The sequence below is a fragment of the Actinoallomurus vinaceus genome (genome assembly GCF_039542055.1).
Classification (GTDB): Bacteria; Actinomycetota; Actinomycetes; order Streptosporangiales; family Streptosporangiaceae; genus Actinoallomurus; species Actinoallomurus vinaceus.
In genome coordinates this window covers 187015-208839 of sequence record NZ_BAABHK010000017.1, presented here as the reverse complement: position 1 = coordinate 208839, position 21825 = coordinate 187015, and the positions used below count along the sequence as shown (strand labels likewise).

The 21825-nt window shown below is 69.1% G+C and carries 20 protein-coding genes; 3 read left to right on the top strand and 17 right to left on the bottom strand.

Translation table 11 applies throughout. The features are described from left to right. Positions 1-141: 141 nt before the first annotated feature. The 6 genes from rbsD to ABEA24_RS42735 are packed head-to-tail and all read right to left on the bottom strand — an operon-like array spanning position 142 to position 5837. Entirely contained in the window at positions 142-531 is a 390-nt protein-coding gene (gene rbsD / locus ABEA24_RS42760; RefSeq protein ID WP_345439484.1) for a D-ribose pyranase, read from the bottom strand. Next, entirely contained in the window at positions 528-1412 is an 885-nt protein-coding gene (locus tag ABEA24_RS42755) for a ribokinase (RefSeq protein ID WP_345439482.1), read from the bottom strand. Before ABEA24_RS42755 ends, rbsD begins: the two co-directional genes overlap by 4 nt. Next, positions 1412-2362, bottom strand: a complete 951-nt coding sequence (locus ABEA24_RS42750; RefSeq protein WP_345439480.1) for a substrate-binding domain-containing protein — start codon at positions 2360-2362, stop codon at positions 1412-1414. The genes ABEA24_RS42755 and ABEA24_RS42750 overlap by 1 nt, the downstream gene beginning before the upstream one ends. A 24-nt stretch (positions 2363-2386) precedes the next feature. After that, positions 2387-3346, bottom strand: coding sequence for an ABC transporter permease (locus tag ABEA24_RS42745; protein WP_345439478.1), 960 nt, complete (start codon positions 3344-3346; stop codon positions 2387-2389). Beyond that, positions 3343-4839 (bottom strand): sugar ABC transporter ATP-binding protein, encoded by a 1497-nt coding sequence (locus ABEA24_RS42740; RefSeq protein ID WP_345439476.1) that lies wholly within the window; start codon positions 4837-4839, stop codon positions 3343-3345. Before ABEA24_RS42740 ends, ABEA24_RS42745 begins: the two co-directional genes overlap by 4 nt. Further along, positions 4839-5837, bottom strand: coding sequence for a LacI family DNA-binding transcriptional regulator (locus tag ABEA24_RS42735; protein ID WP_345439474.1), 999 nt, complete (start codon positions 5835-5837; stop codon positions 4839-4841). Before ABEA24_RS42735 ends, ABEA24_RS42740 begins: the two co-directional genes overlap by 1 nt. A 194-nt stretch (positions 5838-6031) precedes the next feature. Here ABEA24_RS42735 and ABEA24_RS42730 point away from each other — a divergent pair, with 194 nt between their 5' ends. Then, complete coding sequence (locus tag ABEA24_RS42730; RefSeq protein ID WP_345439635.1) at positions 6032-6649, top strand: class I SAM-dependent methyltransferase; 618 nt, start codon at positions 6032-6034, stop codon at positions 6647-6649. Between the two features lie 3 nt (positions 6650-6652). Here ABEA24_RS42730 and ABEA24_RS42725 read toward each other — a convergent pair whose 3' ends face one another. The 5 genes from ABEA24_RS42725 to ABEA24_RS42710 all read right to left on the bottom strand — a co-directional run bounded on the left by ABEA24_RS42725 (position 6653) and on the right by ABEA24_RS42710 (position 13772). Continuing rightward, positions 6653-8899: an MDR family MFS transporter gene (locus ABEA24_RS42725; RefSeq protein WP_345439472.1), complete on the bottom strand. Its 2247-nt coding sequence runs from the start codon at positions 8897-8899 to the stop codon at positions 6653-6655. A gap of 146 nt (positions 8900-9045) precedes the next feature. Beyond that, positions 9046-9531, bottom strand: a complete 486-nt coding sequence (gene ybiA / locus ABEA24_RS42720; protein WP_345439633.1) for a riboflavin biosynthesis intermediates N-glycosidase — start codon at positions 9529-9531, stop codon at positions 9046-9048. Positions 9532-10586: 1055 nt separating this feature from the next. Next, complete coding sequence (locus ABEA24_RS42715) at positions 10587-11249, bottom strand: amidase domain-containing protein (protein ID WP_345439470.1); 663 nt, start codon at positions 11247-11249, stop codon at positions 10587-10589. Between the two features lie 1521 nt (positions 11250-12770). After that, complete coding sequence (locus ABEA24_RS53840) at positions 12771-12872, bottom strand: DUF397 domain-containing protein (protein WP_425551305.1); 102 nt, start codon at positions 12870-12872, stop codon at positions 12771-12773. 15 nt (positions 12873-12887) lie between these two features. Further along, positions 12888-13772: a helix-turn-helix domain-containing protein gene (locus ABEA24_RS42710; RefSeq protein ID WP_345439468.1), complete on the bottom strand. Its 885-nt coding sequence runs from the start codon at positions 13770-13772 to the stop codon at positions 12888-12890. Positions 13773-14012: 240 nt separating this feature from the next. On the opposite strand from ABEA24_RS42710, the gene ABEA24_RS42705 reads away from it, so the two are divergent. Together ABEA24_RS42705 and ABEA24_RS42700 are read left to right on the top strand one after the other, a co-directional pair. Continuing rightward, positions 14013-14318 carry a hypothetical protein gene (locus tag ABEA24_RS42705; protein ID WP_345439466.1) on the top strand — a complete coding sequence of 102 codons (306 nt, stop codon included), beginning with the start codon at positions 14013-14015 and terminating at the stop codon, positions 14316-14318. A gap of 79 nt (positions 14319-14397) precedes the next feature. Further along, the gene (locus ABEA24_RS42700; protein ID WP_345439464.1) at positions 14398-14850 is read left to right on the top strand and encodes an ATP-binding protein; all 453 of its coding nucleotides are present in this window, start codon (positions 14398-14400) and stop codon (positions 14848-14850) included. Between the two features lie 51 nt (positions 14851-14901). Here the strand turns inward: ABEA24_RS42700 and ABEA24_RS42695 are convergent, their stop codons facing one another. The 6 genes from ABEA24_RS42695 to ABEA24_RS42670 all read right to left on the bottom strand — a co-directional run bounded on the left by ABEA24_RS42695 (position 14902) and on the right by ABEA24_RS42670 (position 21559). Beyond that, positions 14902-16005 (bottom strand): prenyltransferase, encoded by a 1104-nt coding sequence (locus ABEA24_RS42695; protein WP_345439463.1) that lies wholly within the window; start codon positions 16003-16005, stop codon positions 14902-14904. After that, positions 15992-16753 (bottom strand): class I SAM-dependent methyltransferase, encoded by a 762-nt coding sequence (locus ABEA24_RS42690; RefSeq protein WP_425551304.1) that lies wholly within the window; start codon positions 16751-16753, stop codon positions 15992-15994. The genes ABEA24_RS42695 and ABEA24_RS42690 overlap by 14 nt, the downstream gene beginning before the upstream one ends. Then, positions 16750-18015 (bottom strand): glycosyltransferase family 4 protein, encoded by a 1266-nt coding sequence (locus tag ABEA24_RS42685; protein WP_345439461.1) that lies wholly within the window; start codon positions 18013-18015, stop codon positions 16750-16752. The genes ABEA24_RS42690 and ABEA24_RS42685 overlap by 4 nt, the downstream gene beginning before the upstream one ends. Positions 18016-18143: 128 nt before the next feature. Then, positions 18144-19346, bottom strand: a complete 1203-nt coding sequence (locus ABEA24_RS42680; RefSeq protein WP_345439459.1) for a cytochrome P450 — start codon at positions 19344-19346, stop codon at positions 18144-18146. 12 nt (positions 19347-19358) lie between these two features. Continuing rightward, complete coding sequence (locus tag ABEA24_RS42675) at positions 19359-20246, bottom strand: SDR family NAD(P)-dependent oxidoreductase (RefSeq protein WP_345439457.1); 888 nt, start codon at positions 20244-20246, stop codon at positions 19359-19361. A 92-nt stretch (positions 20247-20338) separates the two neighbouring features. Then, positions 20339-21559 (bottom strand): cytochrome P450, encoded by a 1221-nt coding sequence (locus tag ABEA24_RS42670; protein ID WP_345439455.1) that lies wholly within the window; start codon positions 21557-21559, stop codon positions 20339-20341. Between the last annotated feature and the right edge of the window lie 266 nt (positions 21560-21825).

Sequence of the window (21825 nt, the reverse complement as noted above, 5' to 3'; positions counted from 1 at the left end):
AGGGCTCGCCGTGCCGGTGCGGGCTCTGGGGGCGCACCGGCACGGCACGGGCCGCAGGGCCCGCCGCCCGTGACGTACGGTCAGAACGCCACGCCGCACGGGGGCATCACGTTCGCGTACGGGGCCCGGCGGTGCGGCGGGTCAGAAGGCCACGCCGCACCGGAGGATCACGTTCGCGTACGGGGTCGCCTCGCCCGTCCGGACCACGAGCTTGACGGCGTGCGCGAGCAGCTTCAGCTCCTCGTGCGGCACGTACGTCAGGGCGGGGAGCCGGTCGTCGAGGAGGGCGTCGCACTCGGGGTTGCCGCCGACGACCTCCTCCGCCGCGATCGCGCCCTCGACGACCACCTCCGCCAGGATCCCGTCGAGCACCTCGGCGAAGCCGGGGATGCCCGGCAGGAACGCGAGGTCCACGACCTCGACGTCGGCCGGGATCGGCATGCCGCTGTCGCAGATCAGCATCTGGTCGGTGTGCCCGAGCCGGGCCAGGGCGCCCGAGAGGGCGCCGTTGAGGATTCCCGCGCGCTTCACACGTCCTCCAGATCGGCGAGGCGCGGGAACGAGCTCTGCGCGCCCGCGACCCGTACGGCGGCCGCGCCGACGCGGGCCGCGAAGCGCGCCGCCTCCGCGAGGTCGTCGCCCTGCGCCAGCCGCCACGCCAGGGCCCCGGTGAACGCGTCCCCGGCACCCGTCGTGTCCACCGCCTCGACGCTTGGGGTCGGAACCTCGGTCACGCCGGTGCCGTCGGCGACCACCGCGCCGTCCGCGCCCTTCGTGATCACGACGGAGCGCGGGCCGCGCGCCAGCAGCCCGGCCGGGTCGTCCGCCCCGAGGAAGGCCGCCTCGTGCTCGTTGACGACGAGGGGGTCGCACAGCGCGAGGAGCTCGTCCGGAACCTCGGCGGGCGGCGACAGGTTGAACACCACGCGGGCGCCGGCGTCGTCGGCGGCCCGCGCGGCGGCCAGCACGGCGTCGAGGGGGATCTCCAGCTGGAGGGAGACCACCGAGGCGGCGGCGATCAGCGGCCTGGCCGCCGTGATGTCGTCCTCGGTGACCCGGCCGTTCGCCCCGGGGGAGACGATGATGCTGTTGTCGCCCTCGGGGCCCACCGTGATCAGCGCGACCCCGCTCGGGCCCGGTGTGGTGAGCAGGTGGGCGATGTCCACATCGTCGCCGCGCAGCGCGTCCCGCAGGAAGACGCCCTGGCCGTCGGTGCCGGCGCGGCCGAGGAAGGCCACCCGGCCGCCCAGCCGGGCGGCGGCGACGGCCTGGTTGGCCCCCTTGCCGCCCGGGTAGGTGGCCAGATCCGAGCCGAGGACGGTCTCCCCGGCCGCGGGGCGCCGGTCGACGCGGACCACGAGGTCCGCGTTGACCGAGCCGACGACCAGCACGTCGTAGGTCTTGTCCGGCATCAGGCTCCGTTCGTGAACTGGGCGACGTTGTCCTTCGTGGCCACCTTCACGGGGACGGCCACGGTCGCCTCGATCTTGCCGCCCTTTGCGGCCTTCACGGCGGACTGTACGGCCAGCTGGCCCAGGAGCACCGGCTGCTGGGCGACGTCGGCGCTCAGCGTCCCCGCCTGGATGGCCTTGAGCCCGTCCGGCGTGCCGTCGAAGCCGACCACCTTGACCTGCTTGCCGGCCTTCCCGCCCAGCGCCTTGATCGCGCCCAGCGCCATCTCGTCGTTGGCGGCGAACACACCGGTGATGTCGGAGTGGGCCTGCAGCAGGTTGGTCATGACGTCGAGGCCCTTGGTCCGGTCGAAGTCGGCGGGCTGCTGCGCGACGACCTGGATGCCGGGGAACGCCTTGATGCCCTCGGCGAAGCCCTGCTGCCGGTCCCGGGCGGCCGAGGTGCCCGCCGTGCCCTGCAGGACGGCGACCTTGCCCTTGCCGCCGAGCGCCTTGCCGAGCTCCTGCGCCGCCAGCTTGCCGCCGGCGACGTTGTCGGACGCGACGGTCTGGGCGGCGTCGGCGCCGGTCACGCCGCGGTCGGCGGCGATCACGGGGATCTTGCTGCGGTCGGCGGCCTTGACCGCCGGCGCGGCGGCCGAGGAGTCGACCGGGTTGATGATGATCGCCTTCATGCTCTGGCTGACGAAGTTCTGCACCTGGTTGACCTGCTGCGAGGCGTCGTTCTGGGCGTCCGTCACCGTGATCTTGACGCCCTCCTTCTTCGCCTCCGCCTCGGCGCCCTGGCGCAGCTGCACGAAGTACGGGTTGTTCAGCGTCGACACGGACAGGCCGATCTTGATGTCGCCGCCACCGCCGCCCGCGGAAGAGGAGCTCTTGTTGCAGGCCGTGAGGCCGAGGGCGAGGACCGCTCCGGCGGCCGCCACCGCGGCCGGCTTGATGAACTGCATGATGGTGAGACCTTTCTTGATTCTTCAGCGGGCCTGGCGGCGGCGCAGCGTGTCGAGGAGCACCGCGAGGGCGATGACGACCCCGATCACGACCTGCTGCCAGAAGGCGGAGACCGACAGGAGGTTCAGGCCGTTGCGGAGCACGGCGAGGATGAGAGCGCCGACGAAGGTGCCGAGGGCCTTGCCCTTGCCGCCGGACAGGCTGGCGCCGCCGATGACGACCGCGGCGATCGCGTCCAGTTCGTAGCCGAGGGCGGCCTGCGGCTGGGCCGACGCGAGCCGGCTCGCGAGCACGATCCCCGCGACGGCGGCGAAGCCGCCCGCCAGGGCGTACGTGATGAGCTTCTGCCGGGTGACCTTGATCCCGGACAGCCGGGCGGCCTCCTCGTTGCCGCCGATCGCGTACATCGCGCGCCCGGCGTACGTGCGATTGAGCACGACGGCGGTGATGACGCCCATCACGAGCATCACGATCACCGGCACGGGCAGGTAGCTGCCGATCGTGTCGCCGAGGTGCGACACCGAGTCCGGCAGGGCGATCGGGCTGCCCTGGGAGATGACGAGGCCGAGACCACGCGCCACGCCCTGCATGGCGAGCGTGGCGATGAACGGCGGCAGCTTCCCGTACGTGATCAGCGCGCCGTTGACGAGGCCGCACGCGATGCCGACGAGCAGCGCAAAGCCGGTGGCCAGCGGCCAGGGCATGCCGTTGCTGGTGGCGGTCCAGGCGAGGACGACCGCCGACAGGGCCGCGACCGCGCCGACCGACAGGTCGATGCCGGCCGAGATGATGACGTAGGTCTGTCCGAAGGCGAGGATCGCGGTGACCGCCGCCTGGACGCCGACGTTGAGCAGGTTCGTCACCGTGAGGAAGTCGCCGGACAGCAGCGTCAGGGCGACGACGAGGACGATGAGCCCGATGAGCGAGCCGTTCTCGCTCAGTACGGAGCCGCCCTTGCGCAGGCGCAGGACTCCGGTTGTCATGCTGTCTCCTCCAATTCGCCGACGGCGAGTGCCATCACCGAGTCCTGGGTCGCTTCGGCGGCGCTGAGCTCGCCGGCGAGCCTGCCGCGCGCCATGACGAGCACCCGGTCGCTCATGCCCAGCACCTCGGGGAGGTCGCTGGAGATCATGAGCACCGCGTGCCCGGCGGCGGTGAGCGAGTTGATGAGCTGGTAGATCTCGACCTTCGCGCCGACGTCGATGCCGCGCGTCGGCTCGTCGAGGATGAGGACCTTCGCCTCGGCCAGCAGCCACTTGCCGATGACGATCTTCTGCTGGTTGCCGCCGGACAGCGTGCGGACCTCCTGGGTGAGCCCGCTCATCCGCACGCCGAGCTGCTCGGCGACCCTGGCGGCGGCCTTGGTCTGGCCCGCCCGGTCGACGAAACCGGCGTGCGTCGCGTGGCGCATCGTCACCAGGCCGAGGTTCTCGCGGATGTCCGCGCCGAGGACGAGTCCCTGGCCCTTCCGGTCCTCCGGCACCAGGCCGAGCCCCGCCTCCATGGCGGCGGTGACGTTCCCGCGCGGCAGTCGCCGCCCGTCCACGAGGACCTCGCCGGAGTCGTAGTGGTCCGCGCCGAAGATCGCCCGCACCACCTCGGTACGGCCGGCGCCGACCAGCCCGGCCAGGCCGACGACCTCGCCGGCGCGTACCTCGAAGGACACGTCCTCGAACACGCCCGTACGGGTGAGGCCGCGGACCTCCAGCAGGGGAGCGCCCTGCGTGGAACGTTCCCGTGGGTACTGCTGGTCGATGGAGCGGCCGACCATCAGGCGGACCAGTTCGTCCTCAGGTGTGTCGGCGGGCACCTCCGCGACCGACGCGCCGTCCCGCAGCACTGTGACCCGGTCGCCGATCTGGGCGATCTCCTCCAGGTGGTGGGTGATGAAGACGATCGCCACGCCCTGCTCCTTGAGCTGCCGGACGATCGTGAACAGCCGCTCCACCTCGGACGTCGTGAGCACGGCGGTCGGCTCGTCCATGATGAGCACCCGGGCGTCGAGACCGAGCGCCTTGGCGATCTCCACCATCTGCATCCGCGCGATGCCGAGGCTCTCCAGCGGCGCGCGCGGGTCCGCGTCCACGCCGACCCGGTCGAGCATCTCCTGGGCGCGGGCGTACATCGCCTTCTTGTCGACGAACCCGAAGCGCCGGGGCGGCCGGCCGAGCATGAGGTTCTCCGCCACGGTCAGCTGGGGCACCAGGTTGAACTCCTGGTAGATCGTGGCGATGCCGAGCCGCTGGGCGTCCTCGGCGGTGCGGATCGTGGTCTCCCGGCCGTCCACGAAGATCGTGCCCTCGTCCGGGTGGTACGCGCCGGACAGCATCTTGATCAGCGTGCTCTTGCCCGCGCCGTTCTCGCCGAGGAGGACGTGCACCTCGCCCGGGCGCAGGTCGAAGTCGACGCCGTCGAGCGCCACGACCCCGGGGAACCGCTTGCGCAGCCCGCGTACCCGCAGGATCTCCTCTGTCATCAGCTCTCCGTTTCTCCGCAGGAGCGGCGGATCACGAGCCGGGCCGGCAGGACCACCGACTCGACGGGGCGGCGCTCGACGCGCTCCAGGAGCACGCGCACCGCGCGCCGTCCGAGCTCTTCGGCGGGCTGGGTGATCGCGGTGATCGGCGGGTCCAGGTGCACGAACCAGGCCACGTCGTCGAACGAGGCCAGCGCGACGTCGTCGGGGATCCGCAGCCCGCGCGCCCGGATCTCGTCCAGGGCGCCGAGCGCCATGAGGTTGTCTCCCGCGAAGATGACCTCGGGAGGTTCGGGCAGGTCGAGGAAGCGGGCCGCGATGGCCCGTCCACTGGCCGCCTGGAAGTCACCCGCTTCGAGGTACTCGTCGCGGACGTCCAGACCGCATTCTCGCATCGCGTCCAGGAACGCCCGCGTCCGCTCCCGGCCGGTGGACAGCAGCTCCGGCCCGGAGATGAACGCGACCCGGCGGTGGCCGAGCCGCTGGATGTGCCGGACGAGGTCGTGGATGGCCGCGGTGCCGTCGGCGCGCACGGCCGGAACGTCCATGCCGGGGAGCGTGCGGTCGAGGAAGACGAGGGGGCTCCCGTAGCGGACGCAGTCCTCGACGAGCGGGGTCGCCTCCGCCGTCGGGCAGATGAGCAGGCCGTCGACCCGCTGCTCGAGGAGCGTGCGCACGTAGTGGTCCTGCTGCTCGGGGCGCTCGTCGGCGTTGCCGATGACGACCGTGTACCCGGCCGCCCGCGCCTCGTCCTCGACCGCCCGGGCCATCGCGGCGAAGAACGGGTTGAGGATGTCGCCGATGATCAGCCCGAGCGTCCGGGTGGCCTCGGTGCGCAGCGAGCGGGCGACGCCGTTCGGCGTGTAGTGCAGCGCCCGCATGGCCGTCACGACCTTCTCCCGGGTCTCCGCGCTGACCCTCGGACTGTCGTTGAGCACGCGTGACACCGTGGCGACGGACACGCCCGCGTGTGCGGCGACGTCCTTGATGCCGGCCATGGTCCTCCCTGTCAGCGTCGTGGAAACGATTACACGGGAGTGTATGGAAACGATTACATGATCGACATGTGGCCTGGCTCACATTCGGGGCGGATGAGGAGCCATCAGTCAAGACGGATAGGGTGCCCGGGATGACGAGCCAGGCGACGAACCGCGTGCCGAACCCGAAGGCCGGGGAGCCATCCGCCGTGCCGATGCCGGCCGACCTGCGCCGCGCCGCCGAGGCCGCCAAGGGCTTCATGCCGGTGCCGGAAGGACTCGCGCTGTACGAGACGGCCCTGGAGTACGGCGTGCGCGGGCCGATCCTCGAGGTCGGCAGCTACTGCGGCAAGTCGGCCGTCTACCTCGGCGCCGCCGCCCGTACGACCGGCTCGACGGTGGTGACGGTCGACCACCACCACGGCTCGGAGGAGAACCAGACGGGCTGGGAGTACCACGATCCCTCCCTCCTCGACCCGACGACGGGCCGGATGGACACCCTCCCGGTGTTCCGCCGGACGATCGCCGCCGCCGGCCTCGAGGACCACGTCATCGCGATCGTCGGCGAGTCCGGCGCCGTCGCGGCGCTGTGGGCGCGGCCGCTGGCCATGGTGTTCATCGACGGCGGCCACGCCGAGGACCTCGCCCAGGCCGACTACGACGGCTGGGCCCCGCACGTCATGCCGGGCGGTGCCCTCGTCTTCCACGACATCTTCCCCGACCCGGCCGACGGCGGTCAGGCCCCGTACCGCGTCTACCAGCGGGCCCTGGCCACCGGCGAGTGGACCGAACGCCGCGTCGAGGGCTCTCTCCGCGTCCTGGAGCGGTCCTGACCCTCAGCTCTGCGCGCGCCGGACGAACACCGCGAACGCCGCGGTGACCATCGCCATCGCACCGATGACAACGAGCTGGGTGTGCATCGGGGCGACCAGCGCCGATCGCACGTCACGCAAGGGGGTCGAGGCGGGGGGAAGGGCCAGGGCGTACAGGACGGAGGTCCCGACGGCGCCTCCGATGAGCTGCCCGCCCTGGTGCAGCCCGGCGGCGGTGCCCCCGAGGCGTACGGGCGCGTGGCCGAGCACCGCGGCCGCCGCGGTGGGAATCACCAGTCCCAGGCCGAGCCCGGCGGGCACGAGCCACGGCAACACGGCCACGTACGAGTAGCCGGTCCCGAGTGGAGACAGGCCGAACGCCGCCACCATGGTGAGCAACAGCCCGATCACGAGCGGCGGCCGGGGGCCCATCCGATCCCCGACGGCGGCCGCCACGATCGCGCCGGCGACGTACGCCAGCGTCATCGGCAGCGTGCCGACCGCGGTGCCCATCGGCGACATGCCGCCCACGATCTGCAGGTAGATCGCCAGCAGCATGTACAGGCCGTTCAGCGCGGCGAAGCCGATCGCCGTCAGGCCGATCGCCGCCGGGAGCGACGGGGAGGCCAGCAGGACCGGAGGACGGCCGCGCCGCATCTGCGACTCCACGATCCAGAAGATCACCACCAGCAGCGCGGCCCCCACCAACAGCACGCCCGTCACCACGCCGTTCGACTCGCGGACACGTGTCACCGCGAAGGTCAGCACGAACAGCGCCGCCGACAGGAAGACCATCCCCGGCGCGCTGAACGACGCCGCCGCGTCGCCGCGCGACTCCCGGCCGGCGACCAGGACGATCAGGGCGGCGAGGACGCCCACCGCCGCCGGGAGGACGAACACGAACCGCCACGCGAGCCCGGAGATCACCGGCCACGCCCCGAACACGCCGGCGAGCGCCGCGCCGCCGACCACGGCGCCCCAGATCCCCGTGGCGACGTTCAGCCTGACGCCGGAGAACGCCTCCCGGACGAGCCCCAGACCGGCCGGTAGTGCCAGGCCCGCCGCGACGCCCGCCACGAGGCGCAGCGCGATGAGCATCCCGAGGACGGGCGAGAGGGCCGCCAGGAAGGTGGCCACCGCACACGCGGCCGTACCGATGACGAAGAGCCTCTTGCGCCCGAACCGGTCGGCGAGCCACCCGCCGGCGAGGACCGAGAGTGCCAGACCCAGCAGTTGCGCGTTCACGACCCAGGTCAGGTCACCGAGGCTGACATGCATGTCTTGCCGGATCGCGGGGAGTGCGAGGTTCAGCCCGCTCGCGGTGAGCGAGTTCGCCAGCACGCCCAGCACCACCCCGATCAGCGCCACCCACGGAACGCCGCGAGGGGCCGCCCGGAACGGGGCCGCGGTCTGCCTGGTGGCGCCCGCGGCGGTCATCCCCTGGGTGAGCAGCCCCATGACGTCACCGTGATGCGCGCCGGGCGGCGCGCCCAGCAGGTGCAGCAGCGCCTGGACGGCGGTCGGCCGCCGTCGCGGGTCCTTGTCCAGGCAGGCGGCGACCAGCCCCGCCAGCCACGGAGGCAGCCCGCTCAGATCCGGGGCGCCGTACAGGATCCCGTGCATCACCGACGGGACCGAGTCGCCGGCGAAGGCCCGGCGGCCGGTGGCCGCGAACACCATCGTCAGGCCCCACGCGAACATGTCGGCGGCCGGCCCGATCGCGCCGCCGGCCAGCTGCTCGGGCGCCATGTACGCCGGCGTGCCGACGGCCTGGCTCGTCATCGTCGCGTCGGAGTCCAGCACCCGCGCGATGCCGAAGTCGATGACACGGGGACCGCCCGGCCCCATGATGACGTTCGCGGGCTTGAAATCCCGGTGCACGATCCCGGCCTGGTGGATCGCCGCGAGCGCGGTCGCGGTGCTGACCGCGAGCCGCAGCAGGTCGGGCTCGGCGAGCCGGCCCAGCTCCTGCAGCGCCGGGCCGGGCACGAACTCACTGACGATGTACGGCTGGTCGCCGGCGACGTTCGCGTCGACCACCGGCGCGGTGCAGAACGCCGGGACCCGCTCGGCGGCCGACAGCTCCCGCACGAACCGCGAACGCGCCTTGGCGTCCCCGCTGAGGTGGGCGCGCAGCAGCTTGACGGCCACCTGGCGCCCGGACGGGTCCGCCGCGAGGTAGACCACCCCCTGGCCGCCCTCCCCGAGACGCCCGGTCAGCGTGTACTCGCCGAGTCGCGGGGGATCGCTCGGGAGCAGCGATACCGTCATCCGTCCTCCGAAGGGCGTCGATCCGCAGCGGTTCCGTCACTCGTCGAGTGGCCGGACCCGATCATTATCGGGAAACCGGGCCGATGTCGATCATTTCGGTCGGCGACCGCGCACTCCAGTACCGGTCCGGATCCGGACACCCGCGATCATTCCGTGAGGGCGGCGCGGACGTCCATCAGCGCGAAGCCGAGCAGGTTCAGGCCGCGCCACTGAGATGGGCGGGCGGCCTCCGGCTGGGACGCCGACAGCCCGATGCCCCACACGGTGTCGTACGGGCTGGCCTCCACGAGCACCCGGTCGCCCGTGCCCAGCAGGAAGTCACGCAGCGCCGGTTGCTGCCCGAACTTCCCCTCATTGGCCGCGACGACCAGGCCGTACCGGTGCGCGGCCCAGGTCTCCTCGTCGAACCCGCGCACCTTGCGCCCGGCGCCCTTGGCCTTGCCCGGGTCGTCGTCGGCGAGCACGCGCTTCTCCGCCTCGGCGTCCCCGAACAGCCGCGCCTTCCCGGCCATCATGAAGTGCTCGGCGGTCGCGTACCGCACGCCGTCCACCGTGAACGGCGCCGGATACCACTGACTCAGAAACCCCTTGCCGACCCCACCGCCCTTCGGCGGCCGATGCCCCCAGAACAGCGGCAGCTCCGGCAGCTCCCCACGCTCTTCCAGCCGGACCAGATCCTCGACGCGTATACCGCCCGATGCTGCTGCACCCGGACGTCCCCGGCAAACCGGTTAGCGAGCCGCATCAGCCGGAGCGAAGCGATAGTGCCACATCGGCGTCCCCAACAGCCATGCCCTGGACTTTGATCGTTGGATCAGGCGAACCCAGGTTAATATCGCCGTCCGCCGACCCCAGGCAAGACTCGAGTGGGGCCTCTCTTAGGGAGAGTCCCCACTCATGTCCTGCGCCCATTCAGCAATCCAGGCCGCGGGACCTGTCTGCTCGGCCGCCTCTAATGTTTATGGTCACGGTTCGCTTCCCGGGGCGAAGGTTCGCGAAAGGGAGTCAATCTTCCACACCCCTTTGATCCGAGTCAGATGGGCGGTAATCAGAAGCGCATTCTCTGGCTCAGCCCAGGCTATGTTTCCGGAGGGCTGTACTTGACCCATCACCGCCCATTGAAGCGTCTTCCCGGAGATAGTCGCAGTACTTCCTTGCTGTGCAGTGTGGTTGATCTGAACACCGCTGACTCCTGCATCCATGTCGATAACGGGATACTGGGAAGCGCTTACCCCTTGCATCGCTTCAGCGTTTCTGAGTACTGTCTGTAGTCTGTTTCCTTCGACGACCGCTTGGCGTCCGTGGTAGACACCTTGAATGCGTCGCATGCTCGCCGAGGGGTCCACTTTCTGAAAAGCTGCCGGATACCTGCTTTTGACGGTCGATATCGTACGCCCAAAACTAGCTAGTGCCGGCGCGGGCTTAACCTCTTCGCGCGCTATTGAGATTGCGCGTGAATTTGCCTGTGCATCCAGTATGACGCCACTCACGAATGCGCGTTGCACCGATGATAGATGTGCAATTTTAGAGCTCTCGTTTACTAGAAGTGGGCTTCCGTTTCCGTAAGAATCGGCCCAAATGGTGAGGCCGCCCGTAGCGAGCGCTGCTACGAGAGCAACCATGCTTATGCGTCTACGGCTTATTCCCGTGATCTTCATATTCTGATTCCTTTGCCTCAGTTCACCTATCAAGGCCACACGTGCCACAGTTGGAATGTCGTGTCGGCGGCGCCACTGTTGTATGGGGCTAGCGACCAAAATGCGTGGTAGCGGCCTGAAGTATGTGCGTCCACGACATTTCCGTACCAGCCGCTGGTAGAGTCGGTGCCGATCCCTACCTGCATCGAGGCGTGTTCGCGTCCACCTCCATTCGCTCCGTCCCAGCTGTAGTAGATTACGTCACCAGTGACTATATCGTCCGGGGTGTACGTATTAGTCCTTTTTTCTGGGCCCCAGGTATAGCGCCAAGTTGCCCCGGGGATGGTGTTTTGTAGGTAAGCGGCTTGATGGTCAATGTTGACCCAGGAGAGAGCCCAAGAGTCGGCCGATGAATACCACCAGTGGTAATCGTCGCTGACGTGTGCGGTCTGTTTTAGGCCGCCAGCCCAGAGCGCCTGTGAAACGAAATTGTTGCAGTCGCCATCGAAGTGCGCGAAGCTTGGATTGTAGGTTGTCGCGAAAGCGTCGGCGTAGTTGGCTGCATCGATCCCTGAGTATCCATTACTCCCGGCACGTACGGCTTGTCCTGGCTTTGCCGTAAACTTATGCACAACGTCACGCCCCGGGTGAGAATCGCGATTGAAACTGACTGCTTTCCCGTCGGTGTGAAGATAGTTAGATGTGCCTGCCATCGAGCCAAGTGTGATTGACCCTCCGGAAGTCTGAACCGGGGTGGCATAGTCCGTTTCGGACTCGGTTGCTGCTCCCGCAGTCGCCGATGTGGCGATTCCTGTGATAAGGAGCAAGGTGAAGACGCCTAGAGCGGCAGTTCTCCTAGCCTTATTTGAGCTCATTGCTTGGTCCTTCCAGTTCTATCGCGTAATGACTATCGCACTTATATCCTGATAGAAGTCTGGTCTCCGTTATGGCAGTAGTCTGTTATCGGAACTTTCCGTTAGCTGTCGCAGGCGGGGTAATCCAAACTGAGAAACGCGGCGCGTACCGCTAGGTCGTGTCCTATATGGCTTCTCCTCGCGTCGAACCTTACGAGCTGATGATCTTATGGTTTAGATGCTTTGTCAATGCCGACCAGAAGCTAAATTAATTCCCTCCTTTTTCTCTCGTTTCGGGCAGCCTATAAGGCGGCTTCGGCGACGCGCATTTCGGGCTGGTGTAGTGAACAGAGCGAGCTCATCCTGCGGATTCGATGGTCCAAGGGCCGGGCTATTCCGGATAACGCGCCTGGCGGTTGCCTGGGCCGAGTCATCGACGACCGGCCCCACGGCCCGGTGATTTCGGAGCGCTGCCCCGCCAGCGATCGGGGACCGCCGGCAGGCCTCATTCGGCGTCCGCTGTCGCCACACGAGCGGGCAAGGGCGTCGGGCGCAGGTCAGGACGAGGCAAGGTGAGCTTCCGGCGTACATCCCGCAGGTCAGACGGGTGACGACATAACCTACGGCAGCGGCGGAAACGTCCGTACCTACGACTACGACCACCTGCACCGCCTGACCGGCGACACCGTCAAGACCGCATCCGGTACGACCATCGCCTACGGCTACGACCCCAACGGAAGCGAGACGACCACCGGCCCAGTCCGGCTAGACCGACGACGCCACCGGCAAGGTTGATATGGGCTCACGCTGGTACAACCCGGCTGTCGGCCGGTTTCACAACAAGGACACCCAGGCCTTCGCCCCATCCCGAACTCCGCCGCCAGCCCGATCGCCTGCATGGGACGACGACCCGCTCACCCGCACCGACCCGACCGGCCACTTGGTGGGGCGATACCTCGCACGCGACGAAGTCCGTGGCCTCCACCACCTGGCATGCTGTCACCTCGGCGGCGTCTCGGGCCTGGAACACGGTGCTTTAGAAAGATGAAAACATCACCATCTAGGGTCTCGAACGGATGTCTTCGGCCGCTATGCGTCGCTCGTAGATCGGAAATAATTGCTTAGGGATCCTGAGGCCTGCCCTGGTCGTGGATTGCCCGAGCGGGAAATGAATCTCGCTGCAAGTCGTTCGGCCGCGCAAGTGGCTGAGGGGTTCCTAGCGTCGGGGAACTCTGAGTGAGATTCATGCGAGGTCGGACCGGCTGTCCGGTGCCAGCCCCGGACGACGCCAGTTCTTCTTCCAGGTCTGTCGGGCAACCTGTGGACAGACCGGGGGCGGATGTTGGTCGGCAGTGCGGTTACTCTGAGTCGACTATCGAGTCACTGAATGGTTGTAAGTAGTATCTCGACGCAGTTACCGTCTTGGCTGCTCCTGCTGCTCTTGCGCCATGTGTCGTCGGAGAGCTCAGACTTAAGTGACATTTGTCTATCTCCCTATTACGAGGGAAGATCGCTGGCGGCCTGCTCGATGAGTGCCAGTGATTCATCGGGATGCAGGGCTGCGGCGACGAGCCGGTCGAATGCGATCATATAGCGTGTTACGTCCTCCGGGCCTTCGACATAGATGTCGCCGGCAAGGGTTTCGATGTAGACCACGTTGGGGTCAGTCGGCTGCGGGAAGCCCAGGATGACGAACGGTCCGGTCGTTCCTGCGTGGGCCCCTGCGCGGAAGGGAACCACCTGGATCGTTGTCCTACCCTCCTCGGCGGCCTCTATGAGCCGATACAACTGCTCGCGCATGATCTTCGGTCCGCCGACGATGCGCCGGATGGCGGCTTCGTCGATGACCGCCCAGAGGCGAGGACGCTCGGGCCCAGTCAGGATCTTCTGGCGAGTTGTCCTAACTTGGATACGACGTTCCACGTCCTCACGATTCAGTTCCCGGGGACCACCGTGGAACGTAGCGCGCGCGTACTCCTCCGTCTGGAGGAGTCCCGGGATGACCAGCGGCTCGAAGTTCTGAATGGATGCGGCACCGGACTCGAAGCCGATGTATGCCGCGTACGGGTCGGGTAGCACGTCACGGAACGAATGCCACCAGCCGGGTTGGCGAGCCTCGCGGGCGAGTTGGAGGAGACCTTCGCGTTCCGCACCCACGATGCCGTAGAGCTCCAGCAGCGCGCGAACGCTTCGTGGCTGTGGCACAGATCGGCCGGTCTCGATTCGGAACACCGTCGACGTCGACCATTCCAAGCGACTGGCTACGTCCTCCCGGCTCAGGTTCATAGCCTCGCGTCGGCGGGTGAGCTCAAGGGCCAGTTGGCGAGCGCGCAGTGTCGGACTGTGATTCGCGTTCTCTTGCCCGGATTGTCCCCGCGACATCGTCGATCCCCTCGCTCGATTCCGTTTGCACTATTGCATCGCACTACTCGCGGTGGCATGCTGCCTACATGTTGTCACCGATCGAGTACCTAGCGTGTCTGGTCGGCGAAATATCGATATGTGCACTGTGTCCGCTGGCTGTTCACGATCGCTCTTGGCTGCAGCAGAAGACATGCCGGCCGCACGGCTGGGTCGACGGCCCAGCCTCTCCAGTTCATCAAACACACAAAAAGGGCACTCATGACATCTATTTCACTCGGTCCCAACGGCTCGCCTGGAAACGGCGTCGAAGCCCTGGAAGGGCTAGCCGCCCGGCTGCGGGCGGAGGGCTGGTACGCGCGGGTCATCGCCTTCGAGGGGCAGGCAGCATTACTGCGGGTGGTGAACCCGCTCGCACCGCCGCTCAACGACGACCTCGCGCTCCGGCAAGACCAGGCGGGGCTGTGGTGGTTCTGCTGGTCCTTCGGCGACCGGATCGCCCACGCCGACAACCTCGACATCGCTGCCGCCCGCATCACCCAGGTCCTCGGCTGTCCCGAACGCTGAACACGCCACCACGGCGGCCGGGGCCTTCTCCCGATGCTCGGCCACCGCGGTCACCGACACCTCCTGGAGGTCCCCGGAAATGTGCCCCGAACGCGCCACCCGGACGCCGAGCGGGCGGCATCGGTCCTGCCGCCTCGACGGCGATCCCCAAGCCGTCGTCACCGCCCGCGCACTCACCACCGCCGTACTGCTCGGCTGGAACGCCGACCTGGTCGAGGACGCCGTCCTCGTGACCAGCGAGCTGGTCACCAACGCCATCGCGCACGGCGCCGCCCCCGTCACCCTCGCCATCACCGTACGCAACGGAGACGAGCCGGCCATCGTCATCGACGTCACCGACGCCTCCCCAGACCTGCCCGTGCAGCACATGCCCGGCGAGGTCGGCCACTTCGGCCTGTGGATCGCCGAAGAACTCGCCCGCGTCACCGTCCACCCGAACCCGCCCGGCAAGACCGTACGCGCCACCTTCGACGTCATCGACGCGAGCCTGCTCCCGTCCTCATTGCCCATGACGCCGCTAGCCGACCCGTGACGCAGACCATGCTGGGCTGGCGAAGCTGATCGGCGCGTTCGACGACGAGGGCTAGTTCAGCGCCAGGGACTCCGACTCGCAGCCGCAGGCGACCGGGTCGGCGGGTTCGGAGGGGCCGAGCGGGCGGCCGTCGACCTCTTTGAAGAGGCGGGCGGCGGGGGAGGCGTCGGCGAGGGCGTCGGCGGCGAGGATGACGGCGGCGGCCGTGTAGGTCGAGCGGTCGCCGGGGAAGTGGCGCCGGTTGGCGAACTGCCAGCCGGTCCAGTACGAGCCGTCGTCGTGCCGGAGGTGCTGGATGGCTTCGAACACGTCGCGGGCGCGGGCGGTGTCGCCCATCGCGTCGAGGGCGAGGACGAGTTCGCACGACTCCGCGCCGGTCACCCAGGGCTGGTCGGATACGCAACGGCAGCCGAGGTCGTCGACGACGAACCTCTCCCAGCCCTCGTCGATCCGGCGGTACGCCGCGGGGCCGCGGAGCGGGCCGCCGAGGACGGGGTAGTACCAGTCCATCGAGAACCGGCTCTTGTCGGCGAACGCCTCCGGGTGGGAGGCGACGACGTGGCCGAGCTGGTCGGCGGCGAGCTCCCAGTCGGGCTGAGGCTCGCCGAGGTGTTCGGCGAGGGCGACGGCGCAGCGCAGCGACTGGTGGATGGACGAGCAGCCGGTGAGCAGCGCGTGGTCGTCGGGGGAGCCGTTCGCGTGCCGGATCCAGATGATCTCGCCGCGGGCGGTCTGCAGGCCGAGCGTGAACTCGATGGCGCGGTGGACGGCCGGCCACATGCGCCGGGCGAACCCCTCGTCCCCGGTGAGCGTCAGCTCGTGCCAGACGCCGACGGCGACGTACGCGGCGTGGTTGGACTCGCCGCCCGGTTCGGTGATCTCGCCGAGGACCCACTTGGCGGGCCAGGAGCCGTCGTCGCGCTGGTTCGCGCGCAGCCACTCGTACGCGCGGCGTGCCTCGGCGCGGAGGCCGGCGACGGAGAGGGCCATGGCGGCCTCGACGTGGTTCCAGGCGTCGACGTGGCCGGGGACGCCGGCGGTGGGCGCGAACCACGGGATGGCGCCCGAGGGCTCCTGCTGGGCGGCGATGCTGCGGGCGGTGGCGAGGATGTCGTCTGCGGTCAGGATTCCTGGTACGGCCTCAGGCCGCCGCATGCGCCTTCTCCTGCTCCTCGGTGACGGGGGCGGTGGGCTTGGTGAAGTAGACGACGACGCTCTTTCCGATGACCGGGTTCAGCACGCGTTCGGCGAGGCGGGTGGCGAGGGGGCGTTTCATGATGTCCCAGACGAGGACCTGGTGGTACGCCTTGGCGAGCGGGTTGCCGTCGTTGTTGACGCCGACCGCGCACTTGATCCACCAGTACGGCGCGTGCAGGCCGTGGGCGTGGTGGTGGTCGCCGACCTCGAAGCCGATCGACTTGAGCTTGGCCTCGAGTTCGGCGCGGGTGTAGATGCGCACGTGCCCGCCCGGGGCGGTGTGGTAATCCTCCGACAGCGCCCAGCAGATGCGCTCGGGAAGCCATGAGGGCACGGTCACGGCGAGCCGGCCGCCGGGCTTGAGCACGCGCAGCAGCTCGGCCATGGCCGCCATGTCGTCCGGGATGTGCTCGAGGACCTCCGCGGCGACGATCTTGTCGAAGGTGTCGTCGGGGAACGGCAGGCTCAGCGCGTCGCCGGTCACCGTGCGCGCCGACGCCCCCTCGGGCGGCTCGCCCTCCAGCTCCATCGCGGCGAACATCTTCGCCACCTCGGCCAGCTCCCGCTCGTCGCGGTCGAAGGCGACCACGTTGGCGCCGCGCCGGTAGAGCTCGAACGCGTGCCGCCCGGCGCCGCAGCCCATGTCGAGCACGTGCTCGCCGGGCGAGACGCGGAACCGGTCGAAATCCACGGTCAGCAGGGTCATGCTCCTTCCGGGCGGTGCCCGCGCCGGCGGGCGATGGCGGCCTCGTACTGGCCCACGAGGGCCCGCGCGACGGCGGACCAGGTGAACCGCTCCTGCACGCGCGCGTAGCCCGCCGCGCCGACCCGCTCGCGCTCCTCGGGGGAGTCGTGCAGCCGGCCGAGCACGCCCGCCAGCTCCTCGACGTCGCCGGGCTCGACGAGGACGGCCGCGTCGCCGACGACCTCCGGCAGCGCGCCCGTACGGCTGGCGACGAGCGGGGTGCCCGAGGCCATGTGCTCGACGGCGGGCAGGGAGAAGCCCTCGTACAACGAGGGCACGACCGCGATCTCGGCACTGGCGAGCAGCTCGCCGAGCTCCTCGTCGGAGATGCCGGAGACGAACCGGACGCGGTCGCCGAGCGAGAGTTCGCCGACGAGCTTGTCGGTGGGGCCGCCGGGGGTGGGCTTGCTGACGACGATGACGTGGACGTCGCGTTCGGTGGCGAGCTTGGCGACGGCGCGCAGCAGCGTCGCGACGCCCTTGAGGGGGGAGTCGGCGCTGGCCACGGCGACGATGCGGCCGGGTACGCGCTCGCCGCGCGGGTGGAAGTAACGGGTGTCGACGCCGAGCGGGAGGATGTGCACCTGCTCGGGCGGTGCCTGGAAGTCGCGGATGATGTCGCGCTTGGACGACTCGGACACGGTGAGGATGGGGCCGATGCGCTGGGCGACCCGCGCCTGCATCGCGACGAAGCCGTACCAGCGGCGCTTGCCGAACCGCTGCTTGAGCCCCTTGGCCGCCTCGATCTCGATCCGGCGGTCCACGCTGATCGGGTGGTGGATGCTGGTGACGAGGGGCAGGCCGAGGCGGGGGATGGCGAGGTTGCCGTAGCCGAGCACCTGGTTGTCGTGGACGACGTCGAACATGTCGCGGCGTTTGCGCAGCTCGCGCAGCACGCGAAGGCTGAAGGTCAGCGGCTCGGGGAAGCCGCCGGTCTTCATGTGCGCGAACTCCAGGACGTCGATCCAGTCGCGGTACTCCGACAGCGCCGGGGTGCGGAACGGGTTCTCGTCGGCGTACAGGTCCAGGCTCGGGACCTTGTGCAGCACGATCTCGTCGCGGTCGAGCTCGGGGTACGGCTGGCCGGAGAACACCGTGACCTGATGCCCGAGGTCGACCAGCTCCCGGGACACGTGCCGCAGATAGACGCCCTGGCCGCCGCAGTGCGGTTTGCTCCGGTAGGAGAGCAGGGCCACGCGCAACGGTTCGCCGATCTCACCCACGCGCCGCCCCTCCCGCAAGTGTCACTCCTGGTGAAGTTAGACCATAGCCTGACAAGTGTTACCGGCGAGTTGGTATTAGGCACGGAGTCCAAAAAGGTGGCGAACGCCACTTTTGGTGCACCAGGGGATCACCCGCTGAAACGGACCGGCATCTCCTTGATGCCGTTGATGAAGTTCGACCGGAGACGGCGCGGCTCCCCGGCGAGGGCGATGCCCGGGAGCCGCTCGGCGAGCGTCTCGAACAGCGCCCGCAGCTCCAGCCGTGCCAGGTGGGAGCCCAGGCAGAAGTGCGGGCCGCCGCCCCCGAAGCCGATGTGCGGATTCGGGTCCCGCCCGATGTCGAAGTCGTACGGGTCGGGGAACACGTCCTCGTCCCGGTTGGCCGAGGCGTAGAACACCACGACCTTGTCGCCCTCGCGGATCTCACGACCGCCCAGCTCGGTGTCCCTCGTCGCCGTGCGCTTGAACATGTTGACCGGGCTGACCCAGCGCACGATCTCGTCGGCGGCCGTACGGGCCAGGTCGCCGCCGTTCCGGCTGTCGTCGACCAGGCGCCGCCACTGGTCCGGGTGCTCGAAGAAGGCCAGCATGCCGCCCGACGCGGCGTTGCGGGTGGTCTCGTTGCCGGCCACGATCAGCAGCATCATGAACAGGTCGAACTCGTCGACCGTGAGCTCCTCGCCGTCGTGCGGGCGCAGCAGCGTCGTGACGATGTCGTCCCTGGGCTCCTTCCGGCGCCGTTCCGCCAGCTCGTTGGCGTAGGCGTACAGCTCGGCCGCCGCGGCGCCCTCTTCCTCCTCCGTCGAGCGCAGGTCCGGGTCGTCCTCGCCGATCAGGCGGTTCGACCACTCGAAGATCTTCTCCCGGTCCTCCACCGGCGCGCCGATGAGTTCGCAGATCACGTACAGCGGCAGGGGAGCGGAGACGTCGTGCACGAAGTCGGCCTCGCCCCGGCCCGCGACCTCGTCGATGAGGCCCCGGCAGATCTCCCGGACGTGCTCCTCGAGCCGCCCGATGGTCCGCGGGGTGAACCCCTTGTTCACGATGCTCCGCTTGCGGGTGTGCTCGGGCGGGTCCTGGTTGAGCATCATCATCCGCTGCATCACGAGGTGCTCGTCGGTCGGCTCGTGGAACAGCGCGAGCCTCCGGTACGAGGAGAAGATCTCGGGGTGGCGGGAGACGTGCACCACGTCGTCGTAGCGGGTGACCGCCCAGAAGTCCGGGTCGCCGGCGTGCCGGTGGACGGGGTCGTGATGGCGCAGCCGGCGGAACTGGTCGTGCGGGATGCCGCTGCTCGCGTACCGGTCGGGGTCGACTAGGTCGATGTCCATCACGGACCTTCCTCACAGGTCGGCTGTCTTGAATCCTCCGGCGGGCAGTCCGGTCAGCGCCTCGGCGAGCGCTTCGGCGGTCGAGCCGGTCACCCGCAGCGCCACCGTGGGCGGCGCCATGACCGAGACGGTGCCGCCGTACACGACGAACACCTGACCGGTGACGTCAGCGGCGGCGGGCGAGGCGAGGTAGGCCACCAGGGGAGAGACGTGCTCCGGGGCCAGCGGGTCGCGGCCGTCCTCGGGCGGCGGGCCGAACGTCCCGGCCGTCATCGCCGTACGGGCGCGCGGGCAGATCGCGTTGGCCCGCACGCCGTACCGCCCGCACGACTGGGCGATGGCGACCGTGAGCGCGGCGATGCCGCCCTTGGCCGCCGCGTAGTTCGGCTGGCCGGGCGAGCCGAGCAGGAAGGACTCGGACGCGGTGTTGACGACCCGGGCGTACACCGGGCCGCCCTGCTCCTTCGACCGGGCCCGCCAGTACGTCGTCGCGTGCCGGGCCATCACGAAGTGGCCCTTGAGGTGGACGCTCACGACGGCGTCCCACTCCGCCTCGGACATGTTGAAGATCATGCGGTCGCGGGTGATGCCCGCGTTGTTGACCAGGACGTCGAAGGTCCCGTACGTCTCCAGCGCCGTCTTCAGCAGCGCCTCGCCGGCCGCCCAGTCGGCGACGTCGCCCTCGGCGATCACCGCCTCGGCGTCCTGGCGGCGTACGAGCTCGGCGGTCCGCCGGACGGCCTCGCCCGGCAGGTCGTTGAGGACCAGCCGGGCCCCCCGGCGGGCGAACTCGAGCGCGTGCGCGCGGCCGAGCCCGTTGCCGGCCCCGGTGATCGCGACGACCCGGCCCTTGAGCGATACGTCGTTCCCGTTGGAGTTCCCGTTGGACGAGACGGCCATTCGGCTCCTTCCACCGGACGATGGCATGTCAACCGTCCGGGTGGCCGTCCGGATGGCTGACATGCCGTGTCTCAATATAGGTGAAACCTGTTCTAATTGCGCGGTTTGGACGGGGTGAATCGGACCGGCAGTTCCTTGATGCCGTTGATGAAGTTCGACCGCAGCCGGCGGGCCTCGCCGGCCTGCTCGATGTCCGGCATCCGCTCCAGGAGAACCTCGAACAGCACGGTCAGCTCGAGCCGGGCGAGGTGCGTGCCGAGGCAGAAGTGCGGGCCGCCGCCGCCGAAGCCGATGTGCGGGTTCGGGTCGCGGCCGACGTCGAAGGTGTACGGGTTCTCGAAGACGTCCTCGTCGCGGTTGGCGGACGGGTAGAAGATGACGACCTTGTCGCCTTCCTTGATCTGCCGCCCGCGCACCTCGGTGTCCTGCATCGCGGTCCGCCGGAACAGGTTGACGGGGCTGACCCAGCGCACGACCTCGTCGGCGGTGGTCTTGATCAGGCCCCGGTTGGCCAGCAGCCGCCGCCACTGGTCGGGGTGCTGGAAGAAGGTCAGCATGCCGCCGGACGCGCCGTTCCGCGTGGTCTCGTTGCCCGCCATGATCAGCAGCAGGATGAACATCGCGAACTCGTCCGCGCTGAGCACCCGTCCGTCGGCGTCGGGCTGCAGCAGCTTGGTGGCGATGTCGTCGCCCGGGTGCTCCCGGTGGTACGCGGCCAGTTCGTGGGCGTAGCCGAGGATCTCCGCCGAGACGTCCCGCGCGTGCTCGGCCGAGGTGCCGTAGTCCGGGTCGTCGAAGCCGATCAGGGCGTTGGACAGGTCGAACAGCTTGTTCCGGTCCTCCACCGGCGCGCCGATGAGCTCGCAGATGACGTACAGCGGGAACGGCGCGGAGATGTCCCGTACGAAGTCGGCCTCGCCGCGCTCGACCACGTCGTCGATGAGCTGGTGGCTGACGTCGCGGATGTGCTCCTCGAGCTGCTTGATCATCCGCGGCGTGAAGCCCTTGTTCACGTAGCCGCGCTGGCGGCTGTGCTGCGGCGGGTCCATGAAGAGCATCATCAGCCGGTACAGCGCGATGTCGTCGTCGGTGAACTCGTCGAACATCGACGTCCGCGCGTGTGAGGAGAACAGCTCCGGGTGGCGGGAGACGTGGACCACGTCGTCGTACTTGGTCACCGCCCAGAAGCCGGGCGAGCCCTCGTTCGGGTCCTCGTGCCAGTAGAGCGGCGCCTCCTGCCGGAGCCGGCGGAAGCCTTCGTCCGGAAAGCCCCCGTTTTCGTACAAATCCGGCGAGATGATGTCGATCCGCATCGGCGCTCCTCGGGAGGCGGCTGGCTCTGAAACACGTTCTAAACCAAGCGCTCGCTCGGGTCAAGATGAGGGAGGTCGCGGGGGACGTGGCGCGCGTCTCATCAGCGAAATGTGACCGGCTCGTCACAGGAAATTCGGTGGCCGTAAATGAGGTTCAGGGCGGGCGGCGGGCGAGGGTGAACCGTGCCGGGCGGGTGCGGCCGCGGGAGTGGCGCGGCCGTGCCGGTGAGAGGGTTCGGAACGGGCCGGACGGGGTGCGGCGCGTG